General features: G+C 63.4%; 24 protein-coding genes. 10 read left to right on the top strand and 14 right to left on the bottom strand.

Annotation, left to right across the window (positions count from 1 at the left end; genetic code table 11):
- Positions 1-371: 371 nt before the first annotated feature.
- The 4 genes from GWL_RS21120 to gpmA all read right to left on the bottom strand — a co-directional run bounded on the left by GWL_RS21120 (position 372) and on the right by gpmA (position 4,962).
- The gene (locus GWL_RS21120) at positions 372-1,127 is read right to left on the bottom strand and encodes a HesA/MoeB/ThiF family protein (protein WP_008334218.1); all 756 of its coding nucleotides are present in this window, start codon (positions 1,125-1,127) and stop codon (positions 372-374) included.
- 83 nt (positions 1,128-1,210) lie between these two features.
- Positions 1,211-2,707 carry a S41 family peptidase gene (locus GWL_RS21115; protein ID WP_008334217.1) on the bottom strand — a complete coding sequence of 499 codons (1,497 nt, stop codon included), beginning with the start codon at positions 2,705-2,707 and terminating at the stop codon, positions 1,211-1,213.
- A gap of 3 nt (positions 2,708-2,710) precedes the next feature.
- On the bottom strand, positions 2,711-4,078 hold the full coding sequence (locus GWL_RS21110) for a murein hydrolase activator EnvC (protein WP_192811599.1): 1,368 nt from the start codon (positions 4,076-4,078) through the stop codon (positions 2,711-2,713).
- Positions 4,079-4,215: 137 nt separating this feature from the next.
- Positions 4,216-4,962 carry a 2,3-diphosphoglycerate-dependent phosphoglycerate mutase gene (gene gpmA, locus GWL_RS21105; protein ID WP_008334213.1) on the bottom strand — a complete coding sequence of 249 codons (747 nt, stop codon included), beginning with the start codon at positions 4,960-4,962 and terminating at the stop codon, positions 4,216-4,218.
- Positions 4,963-5,121: 159 nt separating this feature from the next.
- Between gpmA and GWL_RS21100 the strand changes: the two genes are divergently transcribed.
- The 5 genes from GWL_RS21100 (at position 5,122) to GWL_RS21080 (ending at position 7,928) form a co-directional block, all read left to right on the top strand.
- A complete protein-coding gene (locus GWL_RS21100) occupies positions 5,122-5,535 on the top strand; it encodes a rhodanese-like domain-containing protein (protein WP_008334209.1) in 414 nt (137 codons plus the stop codon).
- A complete protein-coding gene (gene grxC / locus GWL_RS21095; RefSeq protein ID WP_008334207.1) occupies positions 5,532-5,792 on the top strand; it encodes a glutaredoxin 3 in 261 nt (86 codons plus the stop codon). The genes GWL_RS21100 and grxC overlap by 4 nt, the downstream gene beginning before the upstream one ends.
- Positions 5,793-5,843: 51 nt before the next feature.
- Positions 5,844-6,338, top strand: a complete 495-nt coding sequence (gene secB, locus GWL_RS21090; RefSeq protein WP_008334205.1) for a protein-export chaperone SecB — start codon at positions 5,844-5,846, stop codon at positions 6,336-6,338.
- A gap of 118 nt (positions 6,339-6,456) precedes the next feature.
- The gene (locus tag GWL_RS21085) at positions 6,457-6,906 is read left to right on the top strand and encodes an SH3 domain-containing protein (RefSeq protein WP_008334203.1); all 450 of its coding nucleotides are present in this window, start codon (positions 6,457-6,459) and stop codon (positions 6,904-6,906) included.
- A gap of 17 nt (positions 6,907-6,923) precedes the next feature.
- A complete protein-coding gene (locus tag GWL_RS21080) occupies positions 6,924-7,928 on the top strand; it encodes an NAD(P)H-dependent glycerol-3-phosphate dehydrogenase (RefSeq protein ID WP_008334202.1) in 1,005 nt (334 codons plus the stop codon).
- 164 nt (positions 7,929-8,092) lie between these two features.
- Here GWL_RS21080 and GWL_RS21075 read toward each other — a convergent pair whose 3' ends face one another.
- From GWL_RS21075 to GWL_RS21050, 6 genes are all read right to left on the bottom strand, one after another.
- Entirely contained in the window at positions 8,093-8,347 is a 255-nt protein-coding gene (locus GWL_RS21075; RefSeq protein ID WP_008334201.1) for a hypothetical protein, read from the bottom strand.
- A gap of 435 nt (positions 8,348-8,782) precedes the next feature.
- On the bottom strand, positions 8,783-9,373 hold the full coding sequence (locus GWL_RS21070; RefSeq protein WP_034351565.1) for a GNAT family N-acetyltransferase: 591 nt from the start codon (positions 9,371-9,373) through the stop codon (positions 8,783-8,785).
- 68 nt (positions 9,374-9,441) lie between these two features.
- Entirely contained in the window at positions 9,442-10,089 is a 648-nt protein-coding gene (locus GWL_RS21065) for an HAD family phosphatase (protein ID WP_008334199.1), read from the bottom strand.
- A 59-nt stretch (positions 10,090-10,148) separates the two neighbouring features.
- Entirely contained in the window at positions 10,149-11,303 is a 1,155-nt protein-coding gene (gene ccsB / locus GWL_RS21060; RefSeq protein WP_008334198.1) for a c-type cytochrome biogenesis protein CcsB, read from the bottom strand.
- A gap of 78 nt (positions 11,304-11,381) precedes the next feature.
- Positions 11,382-13,547 carry a cytochrome c biogenesis protein ResB gene (locus GWL_RS21055; RefSeq protein WP_008334191.1) on the bottom strand — a complete coding sequence of 722 codons (2,166 nt, stop codon included), beginning with the start codon at positions 13,545-13,547 and terminating at the stop codon, positions 11,382-11,384.
- A 283-nt stretch (positions 13,548-13,830) separates the two neighbouring features.
- Positions 13,831-14,493, bottom strand: a complete 663-nt coding sequence (locus GWL_RS21050; protein WP_008334189.1) for a cytochrome c — start codon at positions 14,491-14,493, stop codon at positions 13,831-13,833.
- 204 nt (positions 14,494-14,697) lie between these two features.
- Here GWL_RS21050 and yihA point away from each other — a divergent pair, with 204 nt between their 5' ends.
- From yihA to GWL_RS21030, 4 genes are all read left to right on the top strand, one after another.
- Positions 14,698-15,432: a ribosome biogenesis GTP-binding protein YihA/YsxC gene (gene yihA, locus GWL_RS21045; RefSeq protein WP_008334188.1), complete on the top strand. Its 735-nt coding sequence runs from the start codon at positions 14,698-14,700 to the stop codon at positions 15,430-15,432.
- A 291-nt stretch (positions 15,433-15,723) separates the two neighbouring features.
- A complete protein-coding gene (gene hemB / locus GWL_RS21040; RefSeq protein WP_008334187.1) occupies positions 15,724-16,743 on the top strand; it encodes a porphobilinogen synthase in 1,020 nt (339 codons plus the stop codon).
- Between the two features lie 26 nt (positions 16,744-16,769).
- Positions 16,770-17,732 (top strand): RNA polymerase sigma factor SigJ, encoded by a 963-nt coding sequence (gene sigJ, locus GWL_RS21035; RefSeq protein WP_008334186.1) that lies wholly within the window; start codon positions 16,770-16,772, stop codon positions 17,730-17,732.
- 123 nt (positions 17,733-17,855) lie between these two features.
- Positions 17,856-18,317, top strand: a complete 462-nt coding sequence (locus GWL_RS21030; RefSeq protein WP_008334185.1) for a carboxymuconolactone decarboxylase family protein — start codon at positions 17,856-17,858, stop codon at positions 18,315-18,317.
- A 149-nt stretch (positions 18,318-18,466) separates the two neighbouring features.
- On the opposite strand, the gene GWL_RS21025 is transcribed toward GWL_RS21030, so the two are convergent.
- The 3 genes from GWL_RS21025 to GWL_RS21015 form a co-directional block, all read right to left on the bottom strand.
- Positions 18,467-19,678: an ABC transporter substrate-binding protein gene (locus GWL_RS21025; RefSeq protein WP_008334184.1), complete on the bottom strand. Its 1,212-nt coding sequence runs from the start codon at positions 19,676-19,678 to the stop codon at positions 18,467-18,469.
- 119 nt (positions 19,679-19,797) lie between these two features.
- The gene (locus tag GWL_RS21020; protein WP_008334183.1) at positions 19,798-21,387 is read right to left on the bottom strand and encodes an aldehyde dehydrogenase (NADP(+)); all 1,590 of its coding nucleotides are present in this window, start codon (positions 21,385-21,387) and stop codon (positions 19,798-19,800) included.
- Positions 21,388-21,527: 140 nt separating this feature from the next.
- On the bottom strand, positions 21,528-22,667 hold the full coding sequence (locus GWL_RS21015; RefSeq protein ID WP_008334182.1) for an iron-containing alcohol dehydrogenase: 1,140 nt from the start codon (positions 22,665-22,667) through the stop codon (positions 21,528-21,530).
- Positions 22,668-22,871: 204 nt separating this feature from the next.
- Here GWL_RS21015 and GWL_RS21010 point away from each other — a divergent pair, with 204 nt between their 5' ends.
- Complete coding sequence (locus GWL_RS21010) at positions 22,872-23,816, top strand: LysR family transcriptional regulator (RefSeq protein WP_008334180.1); 945 nt, start codon at positions 22,872-22,874, stop codon at positions 23,814-23,816.
- 10 nt (positions 23,817-23,826) lie between these two features.
- Here the strand turns inward: GWL_RS21010 and GWL_RS23150 are convergent, their stop codons facing one another.
- Positions 23,827-24,807 carry a type VI immunity family protein gene (locus GWL_RS23150; protein WP_008334177.1) on the bottom strand — a complete coding sequence of 327 codons (981 nt, stop codon included), beginning with the start codon at positions 24,805-24,807 and terminating at the stop codon, positions 23,827-23,829.
- Positions 24,808-24,811 lie beyond the last annotated feature (4 nt).

The raw sequence follows: 24,811 nt of genomic DNA, 5'->3' as shown, positions 1-24,811 counted from the left end.
CGATTGACGTTGACGCGATCGGCTGGCCCGCCCGGTGTCTCCAGGCCGCGGCGCTGCGGATGGCGCACGCTTTTTCGCGGTCAAGGATTGTACACCAACGATTCCGGATGCCAAGCCTTTGGCGCAGCGGCCCGGGTGCCATCATGGCGGGGGGCGACGTGCGGCCAGCGGTCCGGTTCATGGAGCGGTTCATGACTTCCCCTGTGACGGGCTAGGCGGGGCGGGCTGATCGCGCTTATGAATTGTCGTCGTTCCGAACATCAGCCTGGCGCATGCGGCATGCTATTTGCATTGCAACATCCATCCGTGTTTATACCAGAAGAACGGGGCAGGATGGAAGCGGCGAAGCGTGCGGCCTGCGGGCGCCGGGATTATCCGTGTCGCCGGGCGCACACCGGGCACTGGCGGTCGCGTCCGATGGCAATGCGGGTCCACTCCATCTCGCGCGCATCCAGAATCAGCAGGTACCCGGCCAGCGAACGGCCAATGCCGGCCACCAGCTTGATGGCCTCAGCCGCCTGCATGGTGCCGATGATGCCCACCAGCGGCGAAAACACGCCCATGGTCGCGCATTGCACTTCCTCGAATTCGCGCTCCGGCGGGAACAGGCAGGCATAGCAGGGACTGGCGTCCTGACGCGGGTCGAACACGCTGACCTGGCCATCGAAACGGATCGCCGCGCCCGATACCAGCGGTACCCCTGCCGCCACGCAGGCGCGGTTGATGGCGTGGCGGGTGGCGAAGTTGTCGCTGCAGTCCAGCACCACGTCGGCTGCGGCCACCAGGGCCTGCAGGCGCTCCCCCTCGACCCGTTCGGCCAGGGCGGTGACCTGCACGCCGGGGTTGATCTGCTGCAACGCCTGGCGACCGGATTGCACCTTGGGCTGGCCCACGCGCTCGGTGGTGTGCATGATCTGGCGCTGCAAATTGGTCAGGTCGACGGTGTCGTGATCGACCAGGGTGATGTGGCCCATGCCGGCCGAGGCCAGGTACATGGCCGCCGGCGAGCCCAGGCCGCCGGCTCCGATCACCAGCGCATGACCTTGCAGCAGGCGGGTCTGGCCTTCGATATCGATCTCGTCGAGCAGGATGTGGCGCGAGTAGCGCAGCAACTGTTGGTCATCCATCGTCAGATCTGCCCTGATTGATATGAAAAAAAGGGCCGCTGGCAAGTGCTAGCGGCCCGATGTGCCTGCCCGGAGGCGGCGTATTACTTGGTGGTATCGATCTTCTCGGCCGGCGCCTTGTTGTCACGGCGCTCGTCCTTGACCGGGGTGGCGTTCTTGCCTTCTTCGTTGCGCACTTCGGGCTTGGCGTTGGAGACCTTGACCGGCAAGCCCTTGAGCTGGTTCAGGGCCTGCATCAGCTGGAAGTCGTCCTTGCTGCCGAACTCCAGCGGCTTGCGCTTCTTCTCGGCGGCGATCAGGCGTTCTTCGGACTGTTCATCCATCGATTGCGCCTTGACCTCGGCGGACTTGTCCGTGTCGTTGGTGAGGTGCTTGGAGAGATCGGCTTCACGCAGGCGCAGGCCGTTCAGGCCGTCGCCATCGGGATACTCGTCCACCATGATGTCCGGCACGATGCCACGGGCCTGGATGGAACGGCCCTTGGGCGTGTAGTAACGGGCGGTGGTCAGCTTGACCGCGGTGTTCTTCTCGGGCGGCAGCGCGATCACCGATTGCACCGAACCCTTGCCGAAGGACTGCGTGCCCATGATGGTGGCGCGCTTGTAATCCTGCAGGGCGCCGGCCACGATTTCGGAGGCCGACGCCGAGCCGCTGTTGATCAGAACCACCATCGGTACCTTCTTGATGGCGTCCGGCAGGCGCGACAGCGGATCCGACAGCGGGTTGGAAGCGTAGTACTCGCGCTTGGCGTAGAAGGTCTGCTTGGAGCTGGGAAGCTGGCCGTTGGTGGAGACCACCACCGAATCCTTGGGCAGGAAGGTCGCGGCCACGCCGATGGCGCCCGGCAGCACGCCACCCGGGTCATTGCGCAGGTCCAGCACGAGGCCCTTCAGGTTGGGTTCCTGGGCGTAGATGGCAGCGAGCTTCTTGGACATGTCGTCCACCGTCGGTTCCTGGAACTGGGTCACGCGCACCCAGGCATAACCGGGCTCGACCACCTTGGACTTGACGCTCTGCACACGGATTTCCTGGCGGGTGATGGTCAGGATGATGGGCTTGTCTTCGTCCTTGCGGGCAATCGTCAGGGTGATCTTGGTGTTGGGTTCGCCGCGCATCTTCTTGACGGCTTCGTCCAGGGTCAGACCCTTGACGGGGGTGCTGTCCAGACGGGTGATCAGGTCACCGGCCTTGATGCCGGCGCGGAAAGCCGGCGAATCCTCGATGGGAGAGATGACCTTGACATAGCCGTCCTCCATGCCGACCTCGATGCCCAGGCCCACGAACTTGCCCATGGTCCCTTCGCGCAGCTCCTTGTAGGCCTTCTTGTCCAGATAGGCGGAGTGCGGGTCGAGTGAGGAGACCATGCCGGAAATGGCTTCGGTCAGCAGCTTCCTGTCATCGACCGGCTCGACGTAATCCGATTTGATGAGACCGAATACGTCGGCCATCTGGCGCAGCTCCTCCAGGGGCAGCGACGCCGTTGCATTCTTTTGCGCGATGGCGTCGAACTGAATCATCGCAGTGGCTCCAGCCACCATGCCCAAACCGATCAAACTGATATTCTTGAGTTTGCTGCCCATGTGTCACCTAGAAGTTACCCACCCCTGTGGGTCGAATGCGCGGCCTTGATACCGCATTTCAAAGTATAAACCCGATTGCTCATTACCGCCGCTGTTGCCTGCAGTGGCGATGGTTTCCCCGGCCTTGACCAGGTCGCCGGCGCGTTTCAATACCGACTGGTTGTTGCCGTAAATCGTCATGTACTGGTTGCCGTGGTCCACGATGATCAGATTGCCAAACCCGCGCAGCCAATCCGCGAAGACCACCCGTCCTGCCGCCACCGCGCGCACTTCGGCCCCTTCAGGGGCGCGGATGAACAGGCCACGACTGGCCGGTCCGTCGCCGCGACGGGTGCCGAATTTCGACATCAGTTCACCCTTGACCGGCAGGTGCAATTGTCCGCGCAGGCTGGCAAAGGGCTTGCCAAAATTGTCCGCCTGCAGCTCGGGCAGGGTATCGTTGCGGCCCAGTGAGGCCTGTTGCGGCGGTTCGTCATCATCGATGGCGTCGGCCGGATCGGGCATCTTCGGTGCCGGCTTGCCTTCCCTGGCGGCCCGGGCCGCTTCGGCGGCGCGCTTCTCGGCGCGGGCGCGCTGTTCGGCCAGACGCTTCTCGCGTTCGGCCCTGGCTTTGGCCAATTGTTCCTGACGACGTCTCTCGCGGGCTTCGGCTTCGGCCTTTTTCTGCTGCTCGATGATCTGCGCCAGCTTGTCCACCAGGCTGGACAGACGCCGCTGGTCCTGCTCGAGATGGCCGGCTTGCTGGCGCTGGGCATTGAGTTTGGTGGACAGCTGCGTCAACAGGGCCTGGCGACGGCCCTTTTCGCGTTCCAGCACTTTCTTCTGCTCCAGTTCTTCCTGGGCGATTTCTTCCAGTTCGAACTTGGCGTTCTGGGTGTCGGCCTTGTTGGCGCGGATCGCCTGCTGGTTGGCGCGCAGGGTGTCGATCAGCCTGGCCTGGGCCTGCGAGACATAGCCCATGTACTGCAGCTCGCGGTTGATGCGATTGGGATTGTCACCGGAGAGCAGCAGCTTGATGCGGTCCTCATTGCCGGCTACGTATTGCTCGCGCAGCAGCCTGGAGAGCTGCGCCTGCTGGGCGTTGACCAGCACGGTCAGTTCGTTCAACTGCTTGACCAGTTGCGCCAGGCGCGCTTCGGTGGCCTGCTGTTCCTGTGCCAGATCGCGCAGTGAACGATTGGCCTTGGAAATGGCCTGTTCCGAGGCCGCCAGCGCGTCGGCGGCATTGTCCTTGGCGGTTTCGGTCTGGTCGATATCGCGCTTGAGCGCGGTGAGGCGTTGTTGCAGGTCGGCCTGCTCCTTCTCGGCGGCCTGCTTCTGCCGAGTGCGCTCGGTGAGCGGTTGGCCCTGCACCGCAGCGCACAGCAGCATGCCCGCCGCCAGCGCCGAGAGCAGGCGCACAGCGACTCGCGGCGCGCCCGACAACAGGGCCGAACGCGCCGGTGGAATGCACTTGACGGTAAGGGACGCCGCCTGTGCGGCCGGCGTCTTGCTGGAGAAACGCAGTTTTATTTCGACTTCCCTTGATTGGCCACCGCCTTGAGGGCTGCCTCGATGGCGGACTGGTCGCCCAGATAGTAGCTCTTGATGGGCTTGAGGTCGGCATCCAGTTCATAGACCAGCGGCTGGCCGTTGGGGATGTTCAGGCCGACGATATCGTCATCGCTGATGCCGTCCAGATACTTGATCAGGGCACGCAGGCTGTTGCCGTGGGCCGAAATGATGATCTGCCTGCCGGCGCGGATGGCCGGGGCGATGGCGTCATTCCAGGCCGGCAGCACGCGGGCCACGGTGTCCTTGAGGCACTCGGTCAGCGGCACCTGCTCGCGCGAGAGACCGGCGTAGCGGGCATCGCCAAACGCGTCGCGCTCTTCGCCCGGGGTCAGGGGATTGGGCGGGGTGTCGTAGCTGCGGCGCCAGACCAGCACCTGCTCGTCGCCATACTGGGCGGCGGTCTCGGCCTTGTTCAAGCCTTGCAGGGCGCCGTAGTGGCGTTCGTTCAAGCGCCAGTCGTTCTTGATCGGGATGTACATCTGGTCCATTTCGTCCAGCGTGGTCCAGAGGGTGCGGATGGCGCGCTTCAACACTGAGGTATAGGCCAGGTCGAAGGAGAAACCGGCTTCCTTGAGCAGCTTGCCGGCCTGGCGGGCTTCGGCCACGCCCTTCTCGGTCAGGTCGACATCGACCCAGCCGGTGAAGCGGTTGGCCAGGTTCCAGGTCGATTCGCCGTGGCGCATGAATACGATTTTGTACATAGCAGGACTAGATTGATGATGGATAAACCGCTGCGGCTGCCCTAAAGATCGACTACGCGAAACCGGATACAAGCCGTAGACTAGACTGTTCGGTCCGAATGCAAACCGCGAATGCTTCTATTTTATAATGCCGGGATTCAGTAAACTCATTGGACTGCCGTGAAATTCATCATCGACAATATTTTCCTGATCGCCCTGGCCTTGGTCTCCGGCGGTGCGCTGCTGGTTCCCTACCTGCAGCAGCGCGGCAACAAGCTGAGCCTGCTGCAGGCCACGCAGATGCTCAACCAGGGCAAGGTACTGGTGCTGGACGTGCGTGAGGCCGAGCAATTCGCCGCCGGCCACCTGCGCGACGCCCGCAACATCCCCCTGAAAGAGTTGCCGCAGCGCATCGGTGAGCTCGACAAGCTCAAGGCCCGCCCGGTCATCGTGGTCTGCCAGACCGGCACCCAGGCCAACCGCGCCGAGGCTTCGCTGAAGAAGGCCGGCTTCACCGAGGTCTACGGCCTGAACGGCGGCATCGCCGCCTGGCAGGGCCAGGGCCTGCCGCTGACCACCAAGGAGGCCAAATGAGCGCTTCCGTAACCATGTACTGCACCGCCGTGTGCCCGTACTGCATGATGGCCGAGCGTCTGCTGGCCAGCAAGGGAATCACGCAGATCGAGAAGATCCGCGTGGATCTCGACCCTCAGCAGCGTGAGCTGATGATGCAAAAGACCGGCCGCCGCACCGTGCCCCAGATCTATGTCGGCGACACCCATGTCGGCGGCTTCGATGATCTGAGCGCGCTGGACCGCGCCGGCAAGCTGGACCCGCTGCTGCAGGCTTGATGCCAGGGCAGCAAACTCCCCCTATCGATTCACCGAACCTGAAAGAGATCCATGTCGGAACAGAACCAAGAAGCCCAACAGCAACCCGTTTTCCAGATCCAGCGCGTGTACCTGAAGGATCTGTCGCTGGAACAGCCGAATTCCCCGGCCATCTTCCTGGAACAGGAAGCGCCTTCGATCGAAGTGTCGGTGGACGTCGGCGCCGAAGCGCTGGCTGAAGGCGTGTTCGAATCGACCGTGACCATCACCGTCACCGCCAAGGTCAAGGACAAGGTGGCCTTCCTGGTCGAGGGCAAGCAGGCCGGCATCTTCGAGATCCGCAACGTGCCCGCTGAACAGCTGGACCCGCTGCTTGGCATCGGCTGCCCCAACATCATCTATCCGTACCTGCGCGCCAACATCGCCGACGCCATTACCCGCGCCGGCTTCCCGCCGGTGCACCTGGCCGAGATCAACTTCGAGGTGTTCTACCAGCAACGCCTGCAGGCCCTGGCCGAGCAGCAAGGCGCCACCCTGGTCAACAACGGCTCCAACGCCGTCAACTGATCGGACTTCACCCGCTGTCCGCCTGCCGGGCGCCCCGCATCCCCGGCGGCAGCCCGGTACGACAACAAGCCGCCGCAGCCTGTGCTGCGGCGCTTTCCCTTCTGCGGAGACCTTCACGATGAAACGCCTTCCCCTGATTCTTTGCGCTACCCTGCTCGGTGGCTTCATGGCCAAGGACGCCCTGGCCCTGGACTTCAAGTCGGTCGGCGCCTCGCCTGCCATCATGTACGACGCGCCCTCCGAAAAGGGTCGCCGCGTCTACGTGGCGCCGCGCGGCATGCCGGTCGAGGTGGTGCTGACCTACGGTGAATGGAGCAAGGTACGGGATGCCGCCGGTACGCTGTCCTGGATCTCCTCCAAGGCGCTCACGCCCAAGCGCATGCTGGTGGTCTCGGTGGCCAATGCGCGCATCTTCGGCGCCGCCGATGAGAGCAGCCCGGTGGTCTTCACCGCCGACAAGTCGGTCCTGCTGGAGATGCTGGAAAGTCCCAACAATGGCTGGGTCAAGGTACGCCACCGCGATGGCCAGAGCGGCTTCGTGAAGGCCGGCGAGGTCTGGGGCGATTGAGCGAAGAAGCAGCGACAATGAAGATCTCCATTCTGGGCGCTGGCGCGTGGGGTACTGCGCTGGCCATTCCCCTGGCCCGCAAGCACCAGGTCGTGCTGTGGGGACGCAATGCCCAGGCCATGCAGCACGCCAGCCTGCAGCGCGAGAACAGTCTGTACCTGCCGGGATTTGCGCTGCCGCCTGAACTGACGGTGAGTTCGGATTTCGATGCCGCCGTGCGGCACGTCTGCGACGAGCCTGAAGATTCGCTGCTTATTGCGGCCTCGTCGGTGTCGGGCCTGCGTGAGCTGGCCGGACAATTGCGCGCCTATCCCATCCCCAACCTGGTCTGGCTGTGCAAGGGACTGGAAGAAGGTACGCGCCTGCTGCCGCATCAGGTGGTGCAGGAAGTACTGGGTTCGACGCTGGCCGCCGGCGTACTCTCCGGGCCCTCCTTTGCCCAGGAAGTGGCGCGCGGCCTGCCCTGCGCACTGACCATCGCCGGTGCCGACGCGGCCCTGTGCGAACGCGCGGTCGCAGCCGTGCACGGCAACAACATCCGCATCTATTCCAGCGATGACCTGGTGGGCGTGGAGATCGGTGGCGCGGTCAAGAACATCCTGGCCATCGCCACCGGCGTGGCCGACGGCCTGCAACTGGGCTTGAACGCCCGCGCCGCCTTGATCACCCGCGGCCTGGCCGAAATCACCCGACTCGGCGTAGCGCTGGGTGGGCGTGCAGAAACCTTCATGGGACTATCGGGCGTGGGCGACCTGATCCTCACCTGCACCGGCGACCTCTCGCGCAACCGGCGCGTGGGACTCGGGTTGGCACAGAACAAGAAGCTGGAAGATATCGTCGCCGAACTGGGTCACGTGGCCGAGGGAGTCCGCTGCGCACAGGCCGTGCGCGCCCTGGCGCACGAAAAAGGGATCGAGATGCCGATCACCGATGCGGTGGCGGCGGCCTTGTTCGACGGGGTATCGGTGCAGGACATGGTGGCCCGGCTGCTGGCGCGGGACCCGCGCGAGGAAAGCCTGTAGACAGGCCTTTCCCGCGCCTCCATCCGGGCGGGAGATTCACCAATCCTCACTGCACAAGTAAAGCCAAGAAAATGACAGCCGGAGCAGACATGCCTCCGGCTGTTTTTTTATCACGCGGGGATTCACAGGGATCCGGGCTGCAAACCGCCTGAATCCGACCTGCCTCAACGCGCGATGATGTCGCTTTCCATCTTGGGGCGCTTGAAGCGCTGCGGCGAACCGCCTTCGAGCGCGTCATCCATCTGCTTGGAGATCTTGTCGTAACGCGCACTGCAGTCATCGTCCTGACGGGCGGCTTCGGCGCCCTTGAGGCGCTTGGCCAGACGGGAACTGCGCGCGTCCCCGCCCATGACGTATTGCTGGGCGGCGCGGCCGGCGTGGTTATTGTTCGTGGTCTTGTTGCGTTGTATGGCTTGCATCGTATTTCCTCTTACGTCGCTGACGCTCAACGTTCTTCCATCCTGAGTTGTTGTTCGGAAGAACACGCAGCGCCCCGGAAGATGTTGCCTGCCAACTTGATTCCGGGAGACTGCTCCAGATACACAAGCGCTACGTTTCTTGACAGCGCTTTAGGTATGTAACGCCCGAACCGCATTTTGGAATACGCGAAAAGTCAGTATTTTGTCAGCCAAATTGAAATTACTTGCGTGAAACAATCCTTTGCGGCTGTGCACAAACGGCGCAAACCCGCATCCATCAAGGCTGACGGCGCTGTCAGATTGCTCCGCGCCGTGCGCTTTTACTCAACAAAAATAGAGAAAAAAAGTGTTGCGAAACGTATCGTCCTTCAGTTTTCGCGACAAAAAAGCGACGAAGAATGACTCAACTGCTGGAGGGTCTGGCGCCGTGACGGTTCATGGATGCACAGGAACGAGCAGCCCCAGATCGGCCGGCACGAGTGAAAAAACCTTCGCATCGCGTGGTTCGCCATGAAAGACCAGGCGATTGCGGGCCAGGCATTCCAGCGTGGCTCCAGCCTTCTCGGCCACCCGCTGGCTGCGCAGGTTACCGGCCTGGGCCACGATTTCCAGCCGGGTCAGGCCGGCCCGGGAAAAGGCGAAAGCCGCCGCCGCCCGCGCGGCCAGAGCGGCGATGCCACGCCCGGTATAACCCTCGCGCACCCAGTAGCCCAGGTTGGCCATCTGGTTCAGCTGGCTGACCTGGTTGATGGCGACCGAGCCGATCACCAGGCCGTTGCTGCGATCGATGATGTTGAAGTCGTAGGCCGCGTGAACATGCCATTGCTCGATGGAACGTTGCAGGAACAGCTTGGCATCCAGCAGGCCGTATTCGGGCGTGCACCAGGCTTCCCACTGGCTGATGGCGGCGCGCGACTGGTGTACTGCGTCATACAGCGCCGGGGCCTCGCGCAGGCCCAGCGGACGCACTTCAATGGCGCGGTCGCAATGGATGATTTGCCGTTCGCGGTCTAGGGAGCGGAGCATGGGAACCGTTGGGTGAAGTTTCTTGCTGATCTTACCGAAATCGGGCGCAGCGGGAACTGTCCCTGCGGTCAGCCCAGTTGCGCACGCAACTGCGCCAGATGGGTGATGACCGCCACCTCCTCCGGCATCTCCGGATGCACGCCATGCTCCTGCAGGGCGATCACCTGCATGCCCGCTGCCAGTCCGGCCTGCACGCCCGGCAGGCTGTCTTCCACCACCGCGCAGCGCTGCGGGGCCACCCCCAGGCGTTCGGCGGCGAACAGGAACAGGGCGGGATCGGGTTTCCAGCGCTGCACGTCGTAGGCACTGAAGATGCGGCCGGCGAAATGCGGCAGCAGGCCGGTGACCCGCAGGCACAGCTCGATCTTGTGATGCGGGGCATTGGAGGCCAGGGCGAAGGGTAGATGCAGCTGCTCCACCATCTCCAGGGCACCGCTGATGGGTTGCAGGTGCCGCTCCAGCATGACGCCCATGCGCGCGCGCAACTCCTGCTCGAAATGCCCCGGCAGGGCCTGGCCGCTCAATTGCTCGATATGCGAGATGCACCACTTCATGCTCACCCCGCGAAAGCGCGCCAGCGCTTCCTCGGGACTGAGTACGACGCCATACCCGGCGACATATTCGGACCAGGCACGCGCGGCCACCACTTCGCTGTCGACCAGGGTGCCGTCGCAGTCGAAGATGACCAGTTCCGGCGCGGCAGAGGGGTGCTTCATCGTTGCTCCTTGTGATTCAGAAGGCGGGGGCCGCCCTCTTCAAGGAGCCGCCGACGCCATCAAAGTTCGCCGTAGGAATGCAGGCCCGAGAGGAACATGTTCACGCCCAGGAAGGCGAAGGTCGTCACCAGCAAGCCTACCAGCGCCCACCAGGCTGCGGTCCGCCCACGCAGGCCCTTCATGAGGCGCATATGCAGCCAGGCCGCATAGTTGAGCCAGACGATCAGGGCCCAGGTTTCCTTCGGATCCCAGGACCAGTATCCCCCCCAAGCCTCGGCCGCCCACAGTGCACCGAGGATGGTGGCGATGGTGAAGAATGCAAAGCCGACTGCAATGGCCTTGTACATCACGTCATCGAGCACCTCCAGCGTGGGCAGGCGGTCGGCCAGGATACCTCGCTCGCGCAGCAGATAGGCCACCGCCACCATGGCAGCCAGGGCAAAGGTGCCGTAGCCGATGAAGTTGGCCGGTACGTGGATCTTCATCCACCAGCTCTGCAGGGCCGGCACCAGCGGCTGAATCTCGGCCGCATCCCGGGACACGGTATACCACATCAGGAAACCCACCGCCGCCGTGATGACCGTCAGCACGAAGGCGCCGAGCTGGCGCGTTGCGTAACGTTCTTCGTAGTACAGGTAGAAAAGCGCCGTGATCAGGCAGAACAGGACGAAAACTTCATATAAATTGGAAATCGGGATGTGGCCCACATCCGCACCGATCAGGTAGGACTCATACCAGCGCACCATCATGCCGGTGAAGCCCAGCACCACGGCGGACCAGCACAGGCGCGAACCGATCGCGCTGCCGGTGCCGGCGGTGGTGGCCAGGCCGCCCCAGTAGAACAGGGTGGACAGGCAGAACAGCGCGCTCATCCAGAGGATGGCGGACTGACTGGAGAGCAGGTATTTCAGCAAGAATTTCTTGTCGGCCATTTCCAGCGCGCCACCATACATGGCAATGGCACCCAGCGAGAGCACCGCGATCACCAGCATCAGCAGGCGTACCGGCTTCCAGTGCCAGCCCAGCCCGGCGAAGGTGGGAGCGGCCAGCAGCAGCACGGCCTTCTCGTAATAGTCCATGTAGCCGCCGAAGCGTCCCAAGGCATACAGCGATGCTGCCACCAGCGCGGCAGCATAGATCCAGTCGACGATGCCGAGGCGCCGGAAATAGCCTTGCTCTTGCTCGTAGGCCTGGTTTGCTTGAGTCAATTCCATTGCGTTCTCCAATACTGCTGTCCCGGACCATGCTGCGCGCGCCGGGGGTTACCGCCGGAGCCCGGCGGCATGAGGGATCTAGGCCGAGGGACCTGGGGCGGATGGTCCCGCACCGGTCAGACGACCCTTCATCTGTTCGAATTCCTTGTCGAAGTCCAGCGTGCGGCGCTGCGTGCTCATGGCCAGCAGCGCCTGGCTGCCCTGCCCCTCGGGGCCGGGCTTGATCCAGATCCACAGGCGTCGTTCACGAATGTACAGCATCGAGAACACGCCCAGCACCAGGAACAGGCAACCGAGGTAGACCACCTTCTTGCCGGGCGAGCGCGTCACCTGCAGCACCGAGGCCTTGATCTCCTGGAAGCTGGTCAGTTGCAGGAACACCGGCGCCGGGTAGAAGGCCGCATCGGCCAGGGCATTGATGGCCAGTTGCAGATAGCGGCCATGTTTCTCGTCGCTGCTCACCGGGCCCAGACCATCCTGGGCGCGCGCGGCTTGCCACAACTCCCACATGCTGCCGTTGAGGATCTTCATGAAGATGTCGGCGGCCTTTTCCTGTTCGGCGGCTGGCAGTTGCTCCAGGAAGCGCGTCACGGCGATGTAGCCGGAGACCTTGCCGTCACCGGCAAAGATGCTCAGGCCGCGCAGGGCCGACTGCTCCAGTTGCTCGCGCAGCACGGGTGAAGCGTCGCGTCCGTTGCTGATGGCCTGGCGGGCGTAGCGGCGCGCCGCTTCCTCGCGCAGGGAGGGATTGGCCAGGGCGGCGCGCAGGCGCATCCATTCGGCCACGCTGTCGTTGTCATCGGCGGGAATGCGCAGGTAGCGGAACGGCTGGTCGGGCTGCTCGCGCATGCCGGCCAGGAAGACGTCGGCGCCATCAATGGGCAGCGACTGCATGTAGTTGAAATATTCGCGCGCCTGCCCGGTCTTGTCGCGCAGCTTGTATTGCACGCTCGGACCGACATTCTTGAAGTCCTTGCTGTTGGCGTTCTTGGCACCGGAGCCGAGATGCTTGTCGAGATCGGCGATGAAGCCGCCATTGACGCTCTTGCCGACATTGACCGCACGGGCATCGCCCGCAGTCGGGCCCGACGTCTGGCCGGAAGCGGCCGCCTGCATGTTCTCCACGTTGAACGGACGGAAACCGCTCCATTCGATGGTGTAATCGCCCATGCCCGCCGGCAGCGGCGTGCTGCCGTTGACTTCGCCGGACAGGTCGAAGTGGCTGTTGCTACCGCCGCGCATCGGATAGGCAACCAGCTTGAGCTTGCTGCCGCCGTCCTCGAAGCTGGACTGGTAGATCGCCACACCGTGATAGATCAGCGGTTCGTTGACCTTGATGGTGGCGGCGGTCTCCTTGCCGGTTTCGTGGTCGCGCACCACCACTTCGCTGGCGAAGAGCTTGGGCATGCCGGTCGAGTAAAAGTCGATGATGAAGCGCTTCAACTGGATGGTAAATGGCAGGTCCTGGATCATCACGCCATCCTTCTGCGGGATGATGGCGGTGCTGCTGCTGGAACCTTCCGGAATCAAGGTGTTGCCACGGAAAGTCGGATTGTTCAGGCCCAGGCGATAGCGTTCGGGAATTTCGGAAATGATGCCATTGCCGGCAAAGGCCGATTTGCCGTAGAACCATTGCTGGAAGCGGATCGGCAAGTCCGAATCGAGCAGGCCACCCAGGCAGATGATGACGATGGCGGCGTGGGCGAAGATGTAGCCCCACTTGTTGGCCGCCCCCTGCTTGGCCGCCAGCAGCATGCCGCCTTCCTTGTCGGCCAGCCTGGTCTTGTAGCCGCGCGCGCCCACCTGGCGCCGTAGCCGGGCAGCGGCGTCGGCCGGCGCTTCGGCCGTGGTCCACTCATGCTTGTGATGGAAATTGCGCAGTGACTGCTCGCGTACGTTGTCGCGCCAGCTCTTGATGTCGCGCAGCATCTTGGGGCCGTTGCGGGCGATGCACAGCGAGGTCGACAGCACCAGGAAACCCATGATCAGCAGGAACCACCAGGCCGAATACACCGCATACAAACCCAGCTTGCCGAAGATCTCGAACCAGAACGGGCCGAACTGGTTCACGTAGTTGGGCATGGGTTCGTTCTGCTTCATCACGGTGCCGATCACCGAGGCGATGGCAATGAGCGTGAGCAGGCTGATCGCAAAGCGCATCGATGAGATCAGTTCCACGGCCTCGCCCAGCCAGCGCTGGCGGGTCCTGATCTGGATTCCTTGGGTACTGCTGCCCGTCGTCATATTCCTGCCTTACCGGACCGGGCCTGCCGGTTCCGCTTACCTTGGGGGGATCTCCTTGCCAGCAGGCAAAGCGATGCGAACCCGGAATTCTACCGCTCCGGGAGAAAGTCCGTGATACGCGCCTGCGTAACCCGGGTATGCCGGGACGCTTATCTGGTCCGGCCAAAGGCCATCATGCCGTGCAACGGCGCCCCGGCACTACGATGTACGTCAATCCACATGAAAAAAGGCGGCACGTCGGCCGCCCCTTTCCTGACCCGCACCGTCTGGCGGCGGTGCCTGATTACTTCAGACCGGCGATGTAGTCGGCCACGGCCTTGATTTCCTTGTCCGACAGGCGATCGGCGATGGCGTTCATCTGGACGCTGTTGGACCGGGCACCGCCCCGGAAGTTGGTCAGCTGGGCCACCGTGTAGTCCTGGTGCTGGCCGGCCAGGCGCGGATACTGGGCCGGGATGCCGGCGCCGTTGGGGCTGTGGCAGCCGGCACAGGCCGGCACGTTCTTGGCGGCGATGCCGGCGCGCCAGATGTGCTTGCCCAGGTCGATGGTGTCCTTGTTCTTGGCCGCGCCCGGCTTGGGTGCCTGGGCCGCCAGGTAGGCGGCGATGTTGTGGATGTCTTCATCCGAGAGCGCCTTGGCCATCGGTGACATCACCGGATTGTTGCGCTCGGGCGTGCGGAAGTTCAGCAGCTGCTTGGCGATGTAGGCCTCGTGCTGGCCCGCCAGCTTGGGATTCTGGGTGATGGTCGAATTGCCGGCCGCGCCGTGGCAGGACACGCAGGCCACGATGTTGCGGGCATTGTCGCCATTGGTGTAGAGGGCTTCCCCCTTGGCCGGGTCGGCCTTGATCGGGGCTTTCTTGTCATCGGCCGCATGGGCCGCCGAGGACACTGCCAGCACGGCAGCAAGAACGGTATACAACAGTGGGGAAAAGGCACGGTTCATTCGTCACCCTAATACTTATTGTGGAATTGAGAGATTTTGCCCGTTCGGCGGCTGGCTGCCCCCTGCCCAAATGCCTGTTGTTTGACCTGTCTCCAACGGCCGCCATATTTTTTGCTTGCCTGGCGTCAACGAGGCGTTGGGTTTCGGGCCATTGTACAATAGCTTCTCCGCGTTTTTCCCTCCTCTTTCGGATTTCCCCCCACCATGTCGCAACTTTGGCAAGCCCGTTTCTTCACCACCGTCAATCACCTGCGGGACCTGCCCAAGACCAGTGTGCCGGAAATCGCCTTCGCCGGCCGTTCCAACGCCGGCAAGTCCAGCGCCATCAACGTGCTGTGCAACCAGAAGCGCCTGGCCTTTGCCTCCAAGACGCCGGGACGTACCCAGCACATCAACTATTTCTCGCTGGGCGGCGCCCATGTGGGCCAGCACCGCAATGACGAGGCGCGCCCCGACGAGATCCGCGCCATGCTGGTGGACTTGCCCGGTTACGGCTATGCAGAAGTGTCCGGCTCGGCCAAGCATCACTGGCAAGCCTTGTTGGGTGACTACGTGCGCCAGCGCGAACAGCTGGCGGCACTGGTGATGATCGTCGATTCGCGGCGCCCCTTCACCGATCTGGATATCCAGATGATCGAGTGGTTCGCCCCCACCGGCAAACCCATCCATTGCATCCTGAGCAAGGCCGACAAGCTCAACCGCAACGAATCCACCAATGCCCTGCGCCAGGCCCAGACCTACCTGAGCAGCTATGTGGATGAGAATGGCCAACCCTTCCCCTTCACGGCCCAGTTGTTCTCGGCCTTGAAGCGCATCGGTCTCGAAGAAGCCAACGACAAGATCCTTGAACTGGCCGGTCTCAACGACGCCGCCACACCGGTGGACCAGGCCCAAGGTGAAGGAAAAGGCGGGACCCAGCCCGAAACCCCGCAAGCCTGATCGCCGACAAGGCAGAATCCCTGCAAACGGAGTACAACGCATGAATAAAAAAACCCCGGAGAACAGGGAAATTCTCCGGGGAAGAACGCTTTTCGCTTGCGCGATCAGCCCCGCTCAGGGAGGGAAGGGGAAGCGGGAGGTGAAAAAATCACCTGCAGCCAAGATAATGTAAGTCGCGGAAATTTGGGCGGATTTGCAATCAAAGGAATCAAATCTCCGAAGATAGCGATATTTGTCTCGAAATAATTCCAAGATCGCCTCAAATAACATCTAATTTTTGAAAGCTGACCTATGTCCTTGACCGATTTCAGTTCCAACGCCGGCTACCCTGCCCTGCGCATGCGTCGCATGCGCCGCGACGCCTTCTCGCGCGCCCTGATGGCCGAAAACGTCATCACCAGCGCCGACCTGATCTATCCAGTCTTTGTGCAGGAAGGCCAGAACCTGCGCACGCCCGTGGCCTCGCTGCCGGGCGTGGAGCGCCTGTCGCTGGATGCGCTGCTGCCGGTGGCAGAGCAATGCGTGGCGCTGGGCGTGCCGGTGCTGGCCTTGTTCCCGGTGATCGATCCGGCCCTGAAGACGCCTGACGGCATCGAAGCCACCAACCCCGACGGCCTGGTGCCGCGCGTGGTGCGCGCGCTCAAGGAGCGCTTCCCCGAACTGGGCGTGCTGTGCGACGTGGCGCTGGACCCCTACACCAGCCACGGCCAGGACGGTGTGCTCGACGAGACCGGCTACATCCTCAACGATGAAACCATCGCGCTGCTGGTCAAGCAGGCGCAAACCCAGGCCGATGCCGGCGTGGACGTGGTGGCCCCCTCGGACATGATGGACGGCCGCATCGCCGCCATCCGCGCCATGCTGGAAGCCCAAGGCCACATCTACACCCGCATCATGGCCTACTCGGCCAAGTACGCCTCGGCCTTCTACGGCCCCTTCCGCGACGCCGTCGGCTCGGCCGCCAACCTGGGCAAGGGCAGCAAATCCACCTACCAGATGGATCCGGCCAACAGCGACGAAGCCCTGCGCGAAGTGGCGCTGGACCTGCAGGAAGGCGCCGACATGGTCATGGTCAAGCCCGGCATGCCCTACCTGGACATCGTGCGCCGCGTGAAGGATGAATTCCGCGTGCCCACCTTCGCCTACCAGGTCAGCGGCGAATACGCCATGATCAAGGCCGCCGCCCAGAACGGCTGGCTGGACCACGACAAGACCATGATGGAAGCCATGATGGCCTTCAAGCGCGCCGGCGCCGATGGCGTGCTGACCTACTTCGCGCTGGACATCGCACGCAAGGTCAAGCAAGGCTGATCCCTCTGCCACCCCAGGCCCGGCCGATGACCGACGACCCCGTACTCGCCCTGTTCACGCAGCTGCGGCCACGCCTGTTCGGCGTGGCCTACCGCATGCTGGCCTCGCGCAGCGAAGCCGACGACGTCCTGCAGGACGCCTGGCTGCGCTGGCATGCCCAGGACAAGTCGGTCCTGAACTCGGCCGAAGCCTGGCTGGTCACGGTGGTCACGCGCCTGTGCATCGACCGCCTGCGCCAGCTGCAGCAGGAGCGCCAGCACTACGTCGGCCACTGGCTGCCGGAGCCGCTGGTGGGCCTGGCCGACCCGACGCCGGAGATCGACCTGTTCGGCGCGGCCCGCCTGGCCCCCTCGCCGGAAGCCCTGCTGGAACAGCAAAGTGACGTTTCCTTCGCCTACCTGCTGCTGCTGGAGCGCCTCAAGCCCGAGGAACGCGCGGCTTTCCTGCTACGTGAAGTATTTGACAACGACTACCCCGACATCGCCGCCATCCTCCAGAAGTCCGAAGCCAGTTGCCGCCAGCTGGTGCATCGCGCCCGCGAGCGGCTGGCGCGACAGGAGGCCGATGGCATCACCCGCACCTCAGTACGCGCCGCTTCCGGCCCCGTCACGCGCGAAACCCACGCCCTGCTGCTGGAGAAATTCATGCAGGCCGTGCAAAGCGGCCAGCGCGAGGCCATGCTGGGCCTGCTGGCCGAGGATGCGCGCCTGATCGGCGACGGTGGCGGCAAGGTGGCCTCGTTCCCGCACCCGCTGGCCGGTGGCGAGCGCATCTCCTGGCTCTACTACGCCAACGTGCGGCGCTTCGCCCGGCGCATCGTCTATCGCGCGGCCTGGATCAACGGCAGCCCGGGCTTGCTGCGCTACGTCGATGGCGCGCTGGAATCGGCCCAGGTGCTGGAATCGGACGGCCTGCGCATCCACGCCATCTATGTGGTGCGCAACCCCGACAAGCTGGCCGCCATCGTCCAGCAGAACACGCCGCCCTGAGATTTTTCAGATTTCTTCATTTATTTTTGATCGAATCTGTCACAAGGGGCGAGCCCACTCCGTCTAGAAGGGGAACAGCGGCGATTGGCGTCGTTGTCACCTTTTCCCCGATGGAGAATCCTCATGTCCGACTTCAAGCAACGTCTGCCCCATGCCAAGCTCGCCGCACCCGCCTTCAATGGCCTGCTCAAGGCCAGCGAGGTGGTCCACCAGAGCGGTGTCGATCCCAAGCTGCTGGAACTGATATTCCTGCGCGTATCGCAACTGAACGGCTGTGCCTTCTGCGTGGACATGCACTCCCATGACCTGCTGCAGAAAGGCGAAGACCAGCAGCGCCTCAACACCCTGGCGGCCTGGCGCGAAATCCCCTTCTTCACCGACGCCGAGCGCGCCGCGCTGAACTGGGCCGAGCGCTTCACCCACCTGCACCAGCAGGACGCCGACAAGGAAGATGCCGCCTTCGCCCAACTGCAAGAGCATTTCAGCGATACCGAGATCGCCAACCTGACCTTCGCGGTCGCCATCATCAACGCCTGGAATCGCCTGGGTGTGGCCATGCGCCCGCAAGTGGCGCGTCGCACCTGAGCCATCGGCGCCCAGGCGAAAAAAAAACGCACCCCGGTCACCCGGGATGCGTCGAACATGGTCCGATCCACATCAGACTTCTTGCTCAAAAACTGGCGGGCGGCGGCATCACGCGCGCCACCCGGCTTGATTTGATTACGTCGGTGCGCTCACTTCCACAGTGCGCATTTGGATTCAGCCTTGGTCATGTAGGCTTGCTCGCCGGGGATGGTCTGCACCAGCTTGTAGTAGTCCCAGGGACGCTTGGATTCGGAAGGTTTCTTCACTTCCATCAGGTACATGTCGTGCACCATGCGGCCGTCCGGACGCACCACGCCATTGCTGGTGAAGAAATCATCAATACGATTCTTGCGCAGGTAATCCATGACCTGATCGGCATCGGTACTGCCCACGGCCTTGACCGCCTTCAGGTACTGGCCCACGGCCGAAGCGTCGCCGGCCTGGAACATGGAGGGCATCTTCTTCATCTTCAGGAAATAACGATTGGCCCAGGCGCGGCTCCGGTCGTTCAGGTCCCAGTACCAGCCGTCGGTCAGGTACATCCCTTGGGTCAGCTGCAGGCCCAGCGAATGGGTATCGTTGATGAAGATCAGCAGCCCGGCCAGCTTCATGGTCTTGTTCACGCCGAATTCATTGGCGGCCTTGATGGCATTGATGACGTCACCGCCGGCCACGGCCAGGCCCAGGATCTGGGCCTTGGACGACTGCGCCTGCAACAGGAAGGACGAGAAATCCGAGGTCGCCAGCGGCACCCGCGTCGCGCCCACGACATTGCCGCCATTGCTCTTGACGACGTCGCTGGTGTCCTTTTCCAGCGAGGTGCCAAAGGCATAGTCCGCCGTCAGGAAATACCAGGACTTGCCGCCCTGGCGCGTGATGGCCGCGCCCGTGCCTCGCGCCAGAGCCGTGGTGTCGTAAGCGTACTGGATGGTGTAGGCATTGCATTCCTCGTTGGTCTGGCGCGTGGTGCCGGCTCCGACGGAGAGGAAGATCTTCTTCTTTTCGGCCGCCACCTTGCCCATGGCCAGGCTGGCCGCCGAATTCACGCCGCCCACCAGCATGTCCACGCCGTCGCGGTCAAACCATTCGCGGGCCTTGTTGGCGGCGATGTCGGCCTTGTTCTGGTGGTCGGCAAAGACCAGTTCCACCTTCTTGCCGTTGATGGTGCCGCCGGCATCGGCAATGGCCATGCGGATGGCTTCGACACCGCCCTGGCCGTCGAAGTCAGCATAGGTGCCAGACATGTCGGTGATGAAGCCGATCTTGATGGTATCGCCCGCCGCGTGAGCGGATGGCAGGGTGGCTGCGCCCAGCAGGGCACAGGCGGCCGACAGCGCGGCGCGCCGGATGAATGCGGTCATGGGGGTCTCCTCCTCTAGGGGTCTTGGAATGTCGTTCTTGTTGCGACCCCGCAATCGAGTGCGGGGAAGGTCTTGCGGGACCGGCAGTCCCTTGCCGGTCCGGTCTTGCGTACGGACAATCAGCCGACGGTAGCGCGCGTCTGTTCGCCATCGACCAGGCGCATCAGGCCCAGCGGATTGGCGTTTTGCAGCGCGGCCGGCAGCATCGCGTCCGGGTAGTTCTGGTAGCACACCGGGCGCAGGAAGCGCTCGATGGCCAGCGTGCCCACCGAAGTGCCACGGGCGTCGGACGTGGCCGGATACGGGCCGCCGTGCACCATCGCATCGCACACCTCGACACCGGTCGGGAAGCCGTTCAAGAGCAGGCGGCCTGCCTTCTGTTCGAGGATGGCAATGAGGTCCTGGTTGCCTTGCAGGTCGCCGATTTCGGCTTGCAGGGTGGCGGTCAGTTGGCCGTTCATCTTGGCGGCGAAGTCCAGCAGTTGCTCACGGCTTTCCAGCTCGACGATCACGGTGGAGGGGCCGAAGACTTCTTCTTCCAGCGGCGCTTCCTTGGAGAACAGCAGCGCGGCATCAGCCTTGAACAGGTGCGGCACGGCCTGGGTGTAGCTGGTGCCGCCGGTGGCGATGACCTTCACGCCCGGCAGCTGGGTCAGGCGAGCGACGCCGCCGTTGTAGTGGGTCAGGCCGCCGCTGTTGAGCATGGTGGCCGGATTGCTGCCGCCGAAGGCTGCCGACAGCTTCTCGATGAAGGCAGTCAGTTCCGGCGACCGCACACCCAGGAGCAGGCCCGGGCTGGTGCACAGCTGGCCCACGCCGACCGTGACGGAGCCGGCCAGGTCCTTGGCGATGGCGTCACCGCGCACCTTGAGTGCTTCGGACATCAGGATGATGGGGTTGATGCTGGACATCTCGGCAAACACCGGGATCGGCTGCGGACGCGCTGCAGCCATGTCGCACAGGGCGCGGCCACCGCGCAGCGAGCCGGTAAAGCCCACGGCCTGGATGCCGGCGCTCTTGACCAGCTGGGCACCGACGCGATCACCGTAGATCATGTTGAAGGTGCCGGCCGGCATGCCGGTCTTCTTGACGGCGCGCTCGATGGCATTGGCCACCAGTTCGGAGGTGACCAGGTGGCCGCTGTGGGCCTTGAACACCACCGGGCAGCCGGCCGCCAGGGCGGCAGCGGTATCACCACCGGCCACCGAGAAGGCCAGCGGGAAGTTGCTGGCGCCGAACACAGCCACCGGGCCCACGCCGATCTTGTACTGGCGGATGTCCGGACGCGGCAGCGGCTGGCGTTGCGGCAAGGCGGTATCGATGCGGGCACCGTAGAAGTCGCCACGGCGCAGGACCTTGGCGAACAGGCGCATCTGACCGCTGGTGCGGGCGCGCTCACCGGCCAGGCGCGGGGTGGCCGGCAAGGCGGTTTCGCGGGCCACGCAGGCGAGGAAGTCCTCGCCCAGGGCGTCGATCTCGTCGGCGATGGCTTCCAGGAACAGCGCGCGCTGTTCGGCGGCAATGGCGCGGTACAGCGGATAGGCCTTCTCGGCCGCATCCACGGCGGCGGCGACTTCCTGCTCGGTGGCGGTCAGGAAGGGCGTCTCGAAGAGCGCGCCGGTGGTCGCGTCCACGCTGTGCAGGGCGACGTCGCCCTGGCCGCTGCGCTGGCCGCCGATATAGTTGTGTCCTAGGATCTTGTCGCTCACGTTGTGCTCCTGCTGGTGTCGTTGATGCCGCCCGGGGTCGGGTCAGGCAAGAAAGCTGCGCCCGCGCGAGGCGGGGGCAGCTGAGGGGGAAATGCGCCGCAGGCCGAGAGTAGCCTGCCCGCGCTGTTCATTGTCGGCCATCACATGGATTGCTGCAGCATGTTCAGGTAATCCTGTTCCGAGGCTTCGCGCGGATTGGTTTTGTGGCTGTGGTCGGCCAGGGCACCCTTGATGATCTGAGGGAACAGGGATTCGCTCACGCCCAGTTCGCGCAGCCCTGCGGGCAAGCCCAGGCGACGGCTCATGTCACGGATTGCCGGGCCGATCTCGGCACCGCTGGCCAGGCCCATGGCGTGGGCCATGCGGGCCATCTTGTTGTCCTTGACCATGCTGGGCGCGCTTTCATTGAAGGCAATGATGGCCGGCAGAAAGATCGCGTTCAGGGTGCCGTGGTGCAGCTTGGGATTGATGCCGCCCAGCGAGTGCGACAGGCTGTGTACGCAACCGAGTCCCTTCTGGAAGGCCATGGCGCCCTGCATGGAGGCGCTCATCATGTTCAGCCGCGCTTGGCGGTCACCCGGTTCACGGGTAGCGCGCTCGATGTGCGCCCAGGCTCGCCACAGGCCATCCAACGCGATGCCGTCGGCAGGCGGGTTGAAGGCCGGGGCCATGAAGGTCTCCAGGCAGTGCGCGATGGCATCCATACCGGTGGCCGCCGTCATCAGCGGCGGCAGACCCAACGTCAGTTCGGGGTCGCAGATGGCCAGCTTGGGCACCAGGTGCGGCGAGATGATGCCGACCTTGCGGCCATCGTCGAGGATCAGGATGGCGCCACGGCCGACTTCGCTGCCGGTGCCGGCGGTGGTCGGAATGGCGATCACCGGTGCGGTCTTGGCCGTAATGTTGGCCAGGCCGCCTTCGATGAGGGCAAAGGATTTCAGCGGGCCTTCGTGGGTGCCGCACACGGCCACGCCTTTGGCCAGGTCGATGGAGGAACCGCCGCCGACGGCCACGATGCCATCACAGCCATGCTCACGGAACAATGCCACGGCAGCGCGCACGGCACCCTCGTTGGGATTGGGCGGGGTCTGGTCGTAGACGACGGTGCCGGCACCCTCCTTCAACTGGCCCAGGACCTTGTCCAGCAGGCCGGCGTTGCGGATGCCCGGGTCGGTCACCAGCAGCGGCTTCTTGATGCCCAGGCGGTCGCATTCCTGCTGCAGCAGCGCCAGTGCGCCGTAGTCGAACTGGACCTGGGTAATGTAGTTGATGAGTGCCATTACATAGCCTTGATTTATAGATGTCTCCACCGGGGCCGCCATCGGCGGGCTTGCTCCGAAACCCTGCAGAAGCCGGTGCTTCCCAATGGGGTCCCGCTTTGGAAAGCCAGACTCTAAGCCATCGAGGGGCACTTGGCTAATGAGAGCTGTTGATATGGGTATAACCAGCGCTCATACTAGCAGCTTCTTTTGGGGATCACTTCCATGCACAATACCTTGCCCTCGCTGGCCTCCATCACTTCGCGCCTGCACCTGCGGCAGTTGCGGCTGCTCATCGCGCTGTCCGACCATGGTTCCCTGCTCAAGGCGGCCGAGCAGGTAGCGCTGACCCAGCCGGGCGCCAGCAAGGCCTTGCAGGAAATCGAGAGCACGCTCGGTGCGCAATTGTTCACCCGCACCAATCGCGGACTGGAGGCCACCGAGCTGGGCCATTGCGTGATCCGCTATGCGCGGCTGATCCAGACCGACCTGACTCACCTGCGTGAAGAAATGTTATCCATCATGCAAGGCCACGGTGGACGGCTGGCCGTGGGCACCATCATGGGCGCGGTGCCGCTCTTGACCGATGCGCTCACGCAATTGCTGGAGGCGCATCCGACGCTGTCGGTGGAAATTGTCGAAGACACCAGTGCGCGGCTGCTGCGCCTGCTGGACCAGGGGCGGCTGGACCTGGCGATCTGCCGCACCAGCATCAGCCAGCGCCCGGACCTGTATGACGCCTTCAACATCCATGACGAAGAGCTGGCTGTGGTAGCCAGCGTGCAACATCCGCTGGCCGGGGCACAGAGCCTGCAACTGGCCGACCTGGCCGATTCGCGCTGGGTGGTCTATTCGGCCAACATGCCCATGCGCCTGACGCTGGAGCGCGAATTCCATGATGCCGACCTGCGCTTCCCGCTGCACCTGATGGAAACCACCTCGGCCTTCACCACCTTGTCGCTGCTGCAGAAGAATCCGCACTTCGTGGCGCTGCTGTCGGTGGATGTGGCGCAGTTCTGCACGCGCTTCGGCATGACGCGCATCCTGCCGCTGAAGCTGCATACGCGCAGCGAGCCCTATCAGCTGGTGACGCGGCGCGGGACGCTCCTGTCGCCGGTAGCGCGGCTGTTCGTGGATGGATTTGCGCGCGGGGTGGCGGCGTCGGGCTGACTCGGCCGAGTCAATCGAAGCGCCGAATCCATGCGAGGGTTTCTTCATTGTCGTCCAGACCCTGCGGGACGCGGAATAGACCTTCGCGATATGCCTCGAATCGTATCGCTTTGGTATAGCGGGCCACCAACCTGTAGGCCTCCGGAACCTCATCACGCCAGGTGTCGCCGATCTGCGGAAAGGCTCCGGCCTGGATCACCACTCCGCCGGGGTAGTCGTGCACCTCGCACACCGGCTCCAGCGCCGCTCGCATCTTGTCGCGTCCTCCCAATTCTTCAACCAGCGCATCACATAGCACGGTCAGCCAGTTCACACATTTGATGCGGTAATGAACGTCTTGGGCCTCCAAGGCGAACCACCCTCCATCCTGGAAATCGAACCCCGGAAAGCGTTTGAACAGTTGTTGGGTGTACTCACTCTTTTGGTCGTTCTCGAATACGAAGGCACACCCTGCACTACCATGTACCGGCTGGCAAATAGCGCACCAGCGCAGGGTGGCAGCGAGCAGCACGTCGAAGTTTGTCTTGCCCTGGCCGTTACAGATTTGAAAATGAGCAGTTACACAGGAAAGCTCGCGTTGTTCTGCGCGGCGGACAAGTACATCGGCTCGGTACGGATTAACATTGTCAATCTTCACGCCAATGTCCACCATGCCCATGAGCGCCGCGCCGTAACCATTTAGCGGTGGAAGGTCAATATCGGATTGAATACGGCCGCGAGGGTCGCCAGAGAACTTGACTGCCCGTCTCGTGTCTCGGGCCAAAAAGCGGTTTACCTTGTCCGGAAAAGTCTTCCAATAATCCACCAAGAATTCCAGAGCACGCTGGCGTAGCACGGGCTGATCCGTCGGCACCATATAAAGCTCGGCCCCCAGACCGAATTTGCAGGCGACGGCATCGGTGTTGTAGGGCAGAGGGAATGCAATCTTGTCAAAAATGCAGATACCGCCTTCGCGCTTTACAAGTTCAGCGACGGCTTGGTTGATGTCCATAGGA

The sequence above is a fragment of the Herbaspirillum sp. GW103 genome (genome assembly GCF_000261365.1).
Lineage (GTDB): Bacteria > Pseudomonadota > Gammaproteobacteria > Burkholderiales > Burkholderiaceae_D > Herbaspirillum.
The sequence above is the reverse complement of the archived record's forward strand: the minus strand, read 5'-3'. Positions and strand labels throughout refer to the sequence as shown.

What these genes read in the sequence shown, in the direction of transcription:
- GWL_RS21120 (WP_008334218.1), bottom strand. Translation starts at nt 1,127, where the DNA reads ATGGATGACCAACAGTTGCTGCGCTACTCGCGCCACATCCTGCTCGAC.
- GWL_RS21115 (WP_008334217.1), bottom strand. Translation starts at nt 2,707, where the DNA reads ATGGGCAGCAAACTCAAGAATATCAGTTTGATCGGTTTGGGCATGGTG.
- GWL_RS21110 (WP_192811599.1), bottom strand. Translation starts at nt 4,078, where the DNA reads ATGCTGCTGTGCGCTGCGGTGCAGGGCCAACCGCTCACCGAGCGCACT.
- gpmA (WP_008334213.1), bottom strand. Translation starts at nt 4,962, where the DNA reads ATGTACAAAATCGTATTCATGCGCCACGGCGAATCGACCTGGAACCTG.
- grxC (WP_008334207.1), top strand. Translation starts at nt 5,532, where the DNA reads ATGAGCGCTTCCGTAACCATGTACTGCACCGCCGTGTGCCCGTACTGC.
- secB (WP_008334205.1), top strand. Translation starts at nt 5,844, where the DNA reads ATGTCGGAACAGAACCAAGAAGCCCAACAGCAACCCGTTTTCCAGATC.
- GWL_RS21085 (WP_008334203.1), top strand. Translation starts at nt 6,457, where the DNA reads ATGAAACGCCTTCCCCTGATTCTTTGCGCTACCCTGCTCGGTGGCTTC.
- GWL_RS21080 (WP_008334202.1), top strand. Translation starts at nt 6,924, where the DNA reads ATGAAGATCTCCATTCTGGGCGCTGGCGCGTGGGGTACTGCGCTGGCC.
- GWL_RS21075 (WP_008334201.1), bottom strand. Translation starts at nt 8,347, where the DNA reads ATGCAAGCCATACAACGCAACAAGACCACGAACAATAACCACGCCGGC.
- GWL_RS21070 (WP_034351565.1), bottom strand. Translation starts at nt 9,373, where the DNA reads ATGCTCCGCTCCCTAGACCGCGAACGGCAAATCATCCATTGCGACCGC.
- GWL_RS21065 (WP_008334199.1), bottom strand. Translation starts at nt 10,089, where the DNA reads ATGAAGCACCCCTCTGCCGCGCCGGAACTGGTCATCTTCGACTGCGAC.
- ccsB (WP_008334198.1), bottom strand. Translation starts at nt 11,303, where the DNA reads ATGGAATTGACTCAAGCAAACCAGGCCTACGAGCAAGAGCAAGGCTAT.
- GWL_RS21055 (WP_008334191.1), bottom strand. Translation starts at nt 13,547, where the DNA reads ATGACGACGGGCAGCAGTACCCAAGGAATCCAGATCAGGACCCGCCAG.
- GWL_RS21050 (WP_008334189.1), bottom strand. Translation starts at nt 14,493, where the DNA reads ATGAACCGTGCCTTTTCCCCACTGTTGTATACCGTTCTTGCTGCCGTG.
- yihA (WP_008334188.1), top strand. Translation starts at nt 14,698, where the DNA reads ATGTCGCAACTTTGGCAAGCCCGTTTCTTCACCACCGTCAATCACCTG.
- hemB (WP_008334187.1), top strand. Translation starts at nt 15,724, where the DNA reads ATGTCCTTGACCGATTTCAGTTCCAACGCCGGCTACCCTGCCCTGCGC.
- sigJ (WP_008334186.1), top strand. Translation starts at nt 16,770, where the DNA reads ATGACCGACGACCCCGTACTCGCCCTGTTCACGCAGCTGCGGCCACGC.
- GWL_RS21030 (WP_008334185.1), top strand. Translation starts at nt 17,856, where the DNA reads ATGTCCGACTTCAAGCAACGTCTGCCCCATGCCAAGCTCGCCGCACCC.
- GWL_RS21025 (WP_008334184.1), bottom strand. Translation starts at nt 19,678, where the DNA reads ATGACCGCATTCATCCGGCGCGCCGCGCTGTCGGCCGCCTGTGCCCTG.
- GWL_RS21015 (WP_008334182.1), bottom strand. Translation starts at nt 22,667, where the DNA reads ATGGCACTCATCAACTACATTACCCAGGTCCAGTTCGACTACGGCGCA.
- GWL_RS21010 (WP_008334180.1), top strand. Translation starts at nt 22,872, where the DNA reads ATGCACAATACCTTGCCCTCGCTGGCCTCCATCACTTCGCGCCTGCAC.
- GWL_RS23150 (WP_008334177.1), bottom strand. Translation starts at nt 24,807, where the DNA reads ATGGACATCAACCAAGCCGTCGCTGAACTTGTAAAGCGCGAAGGCGGT.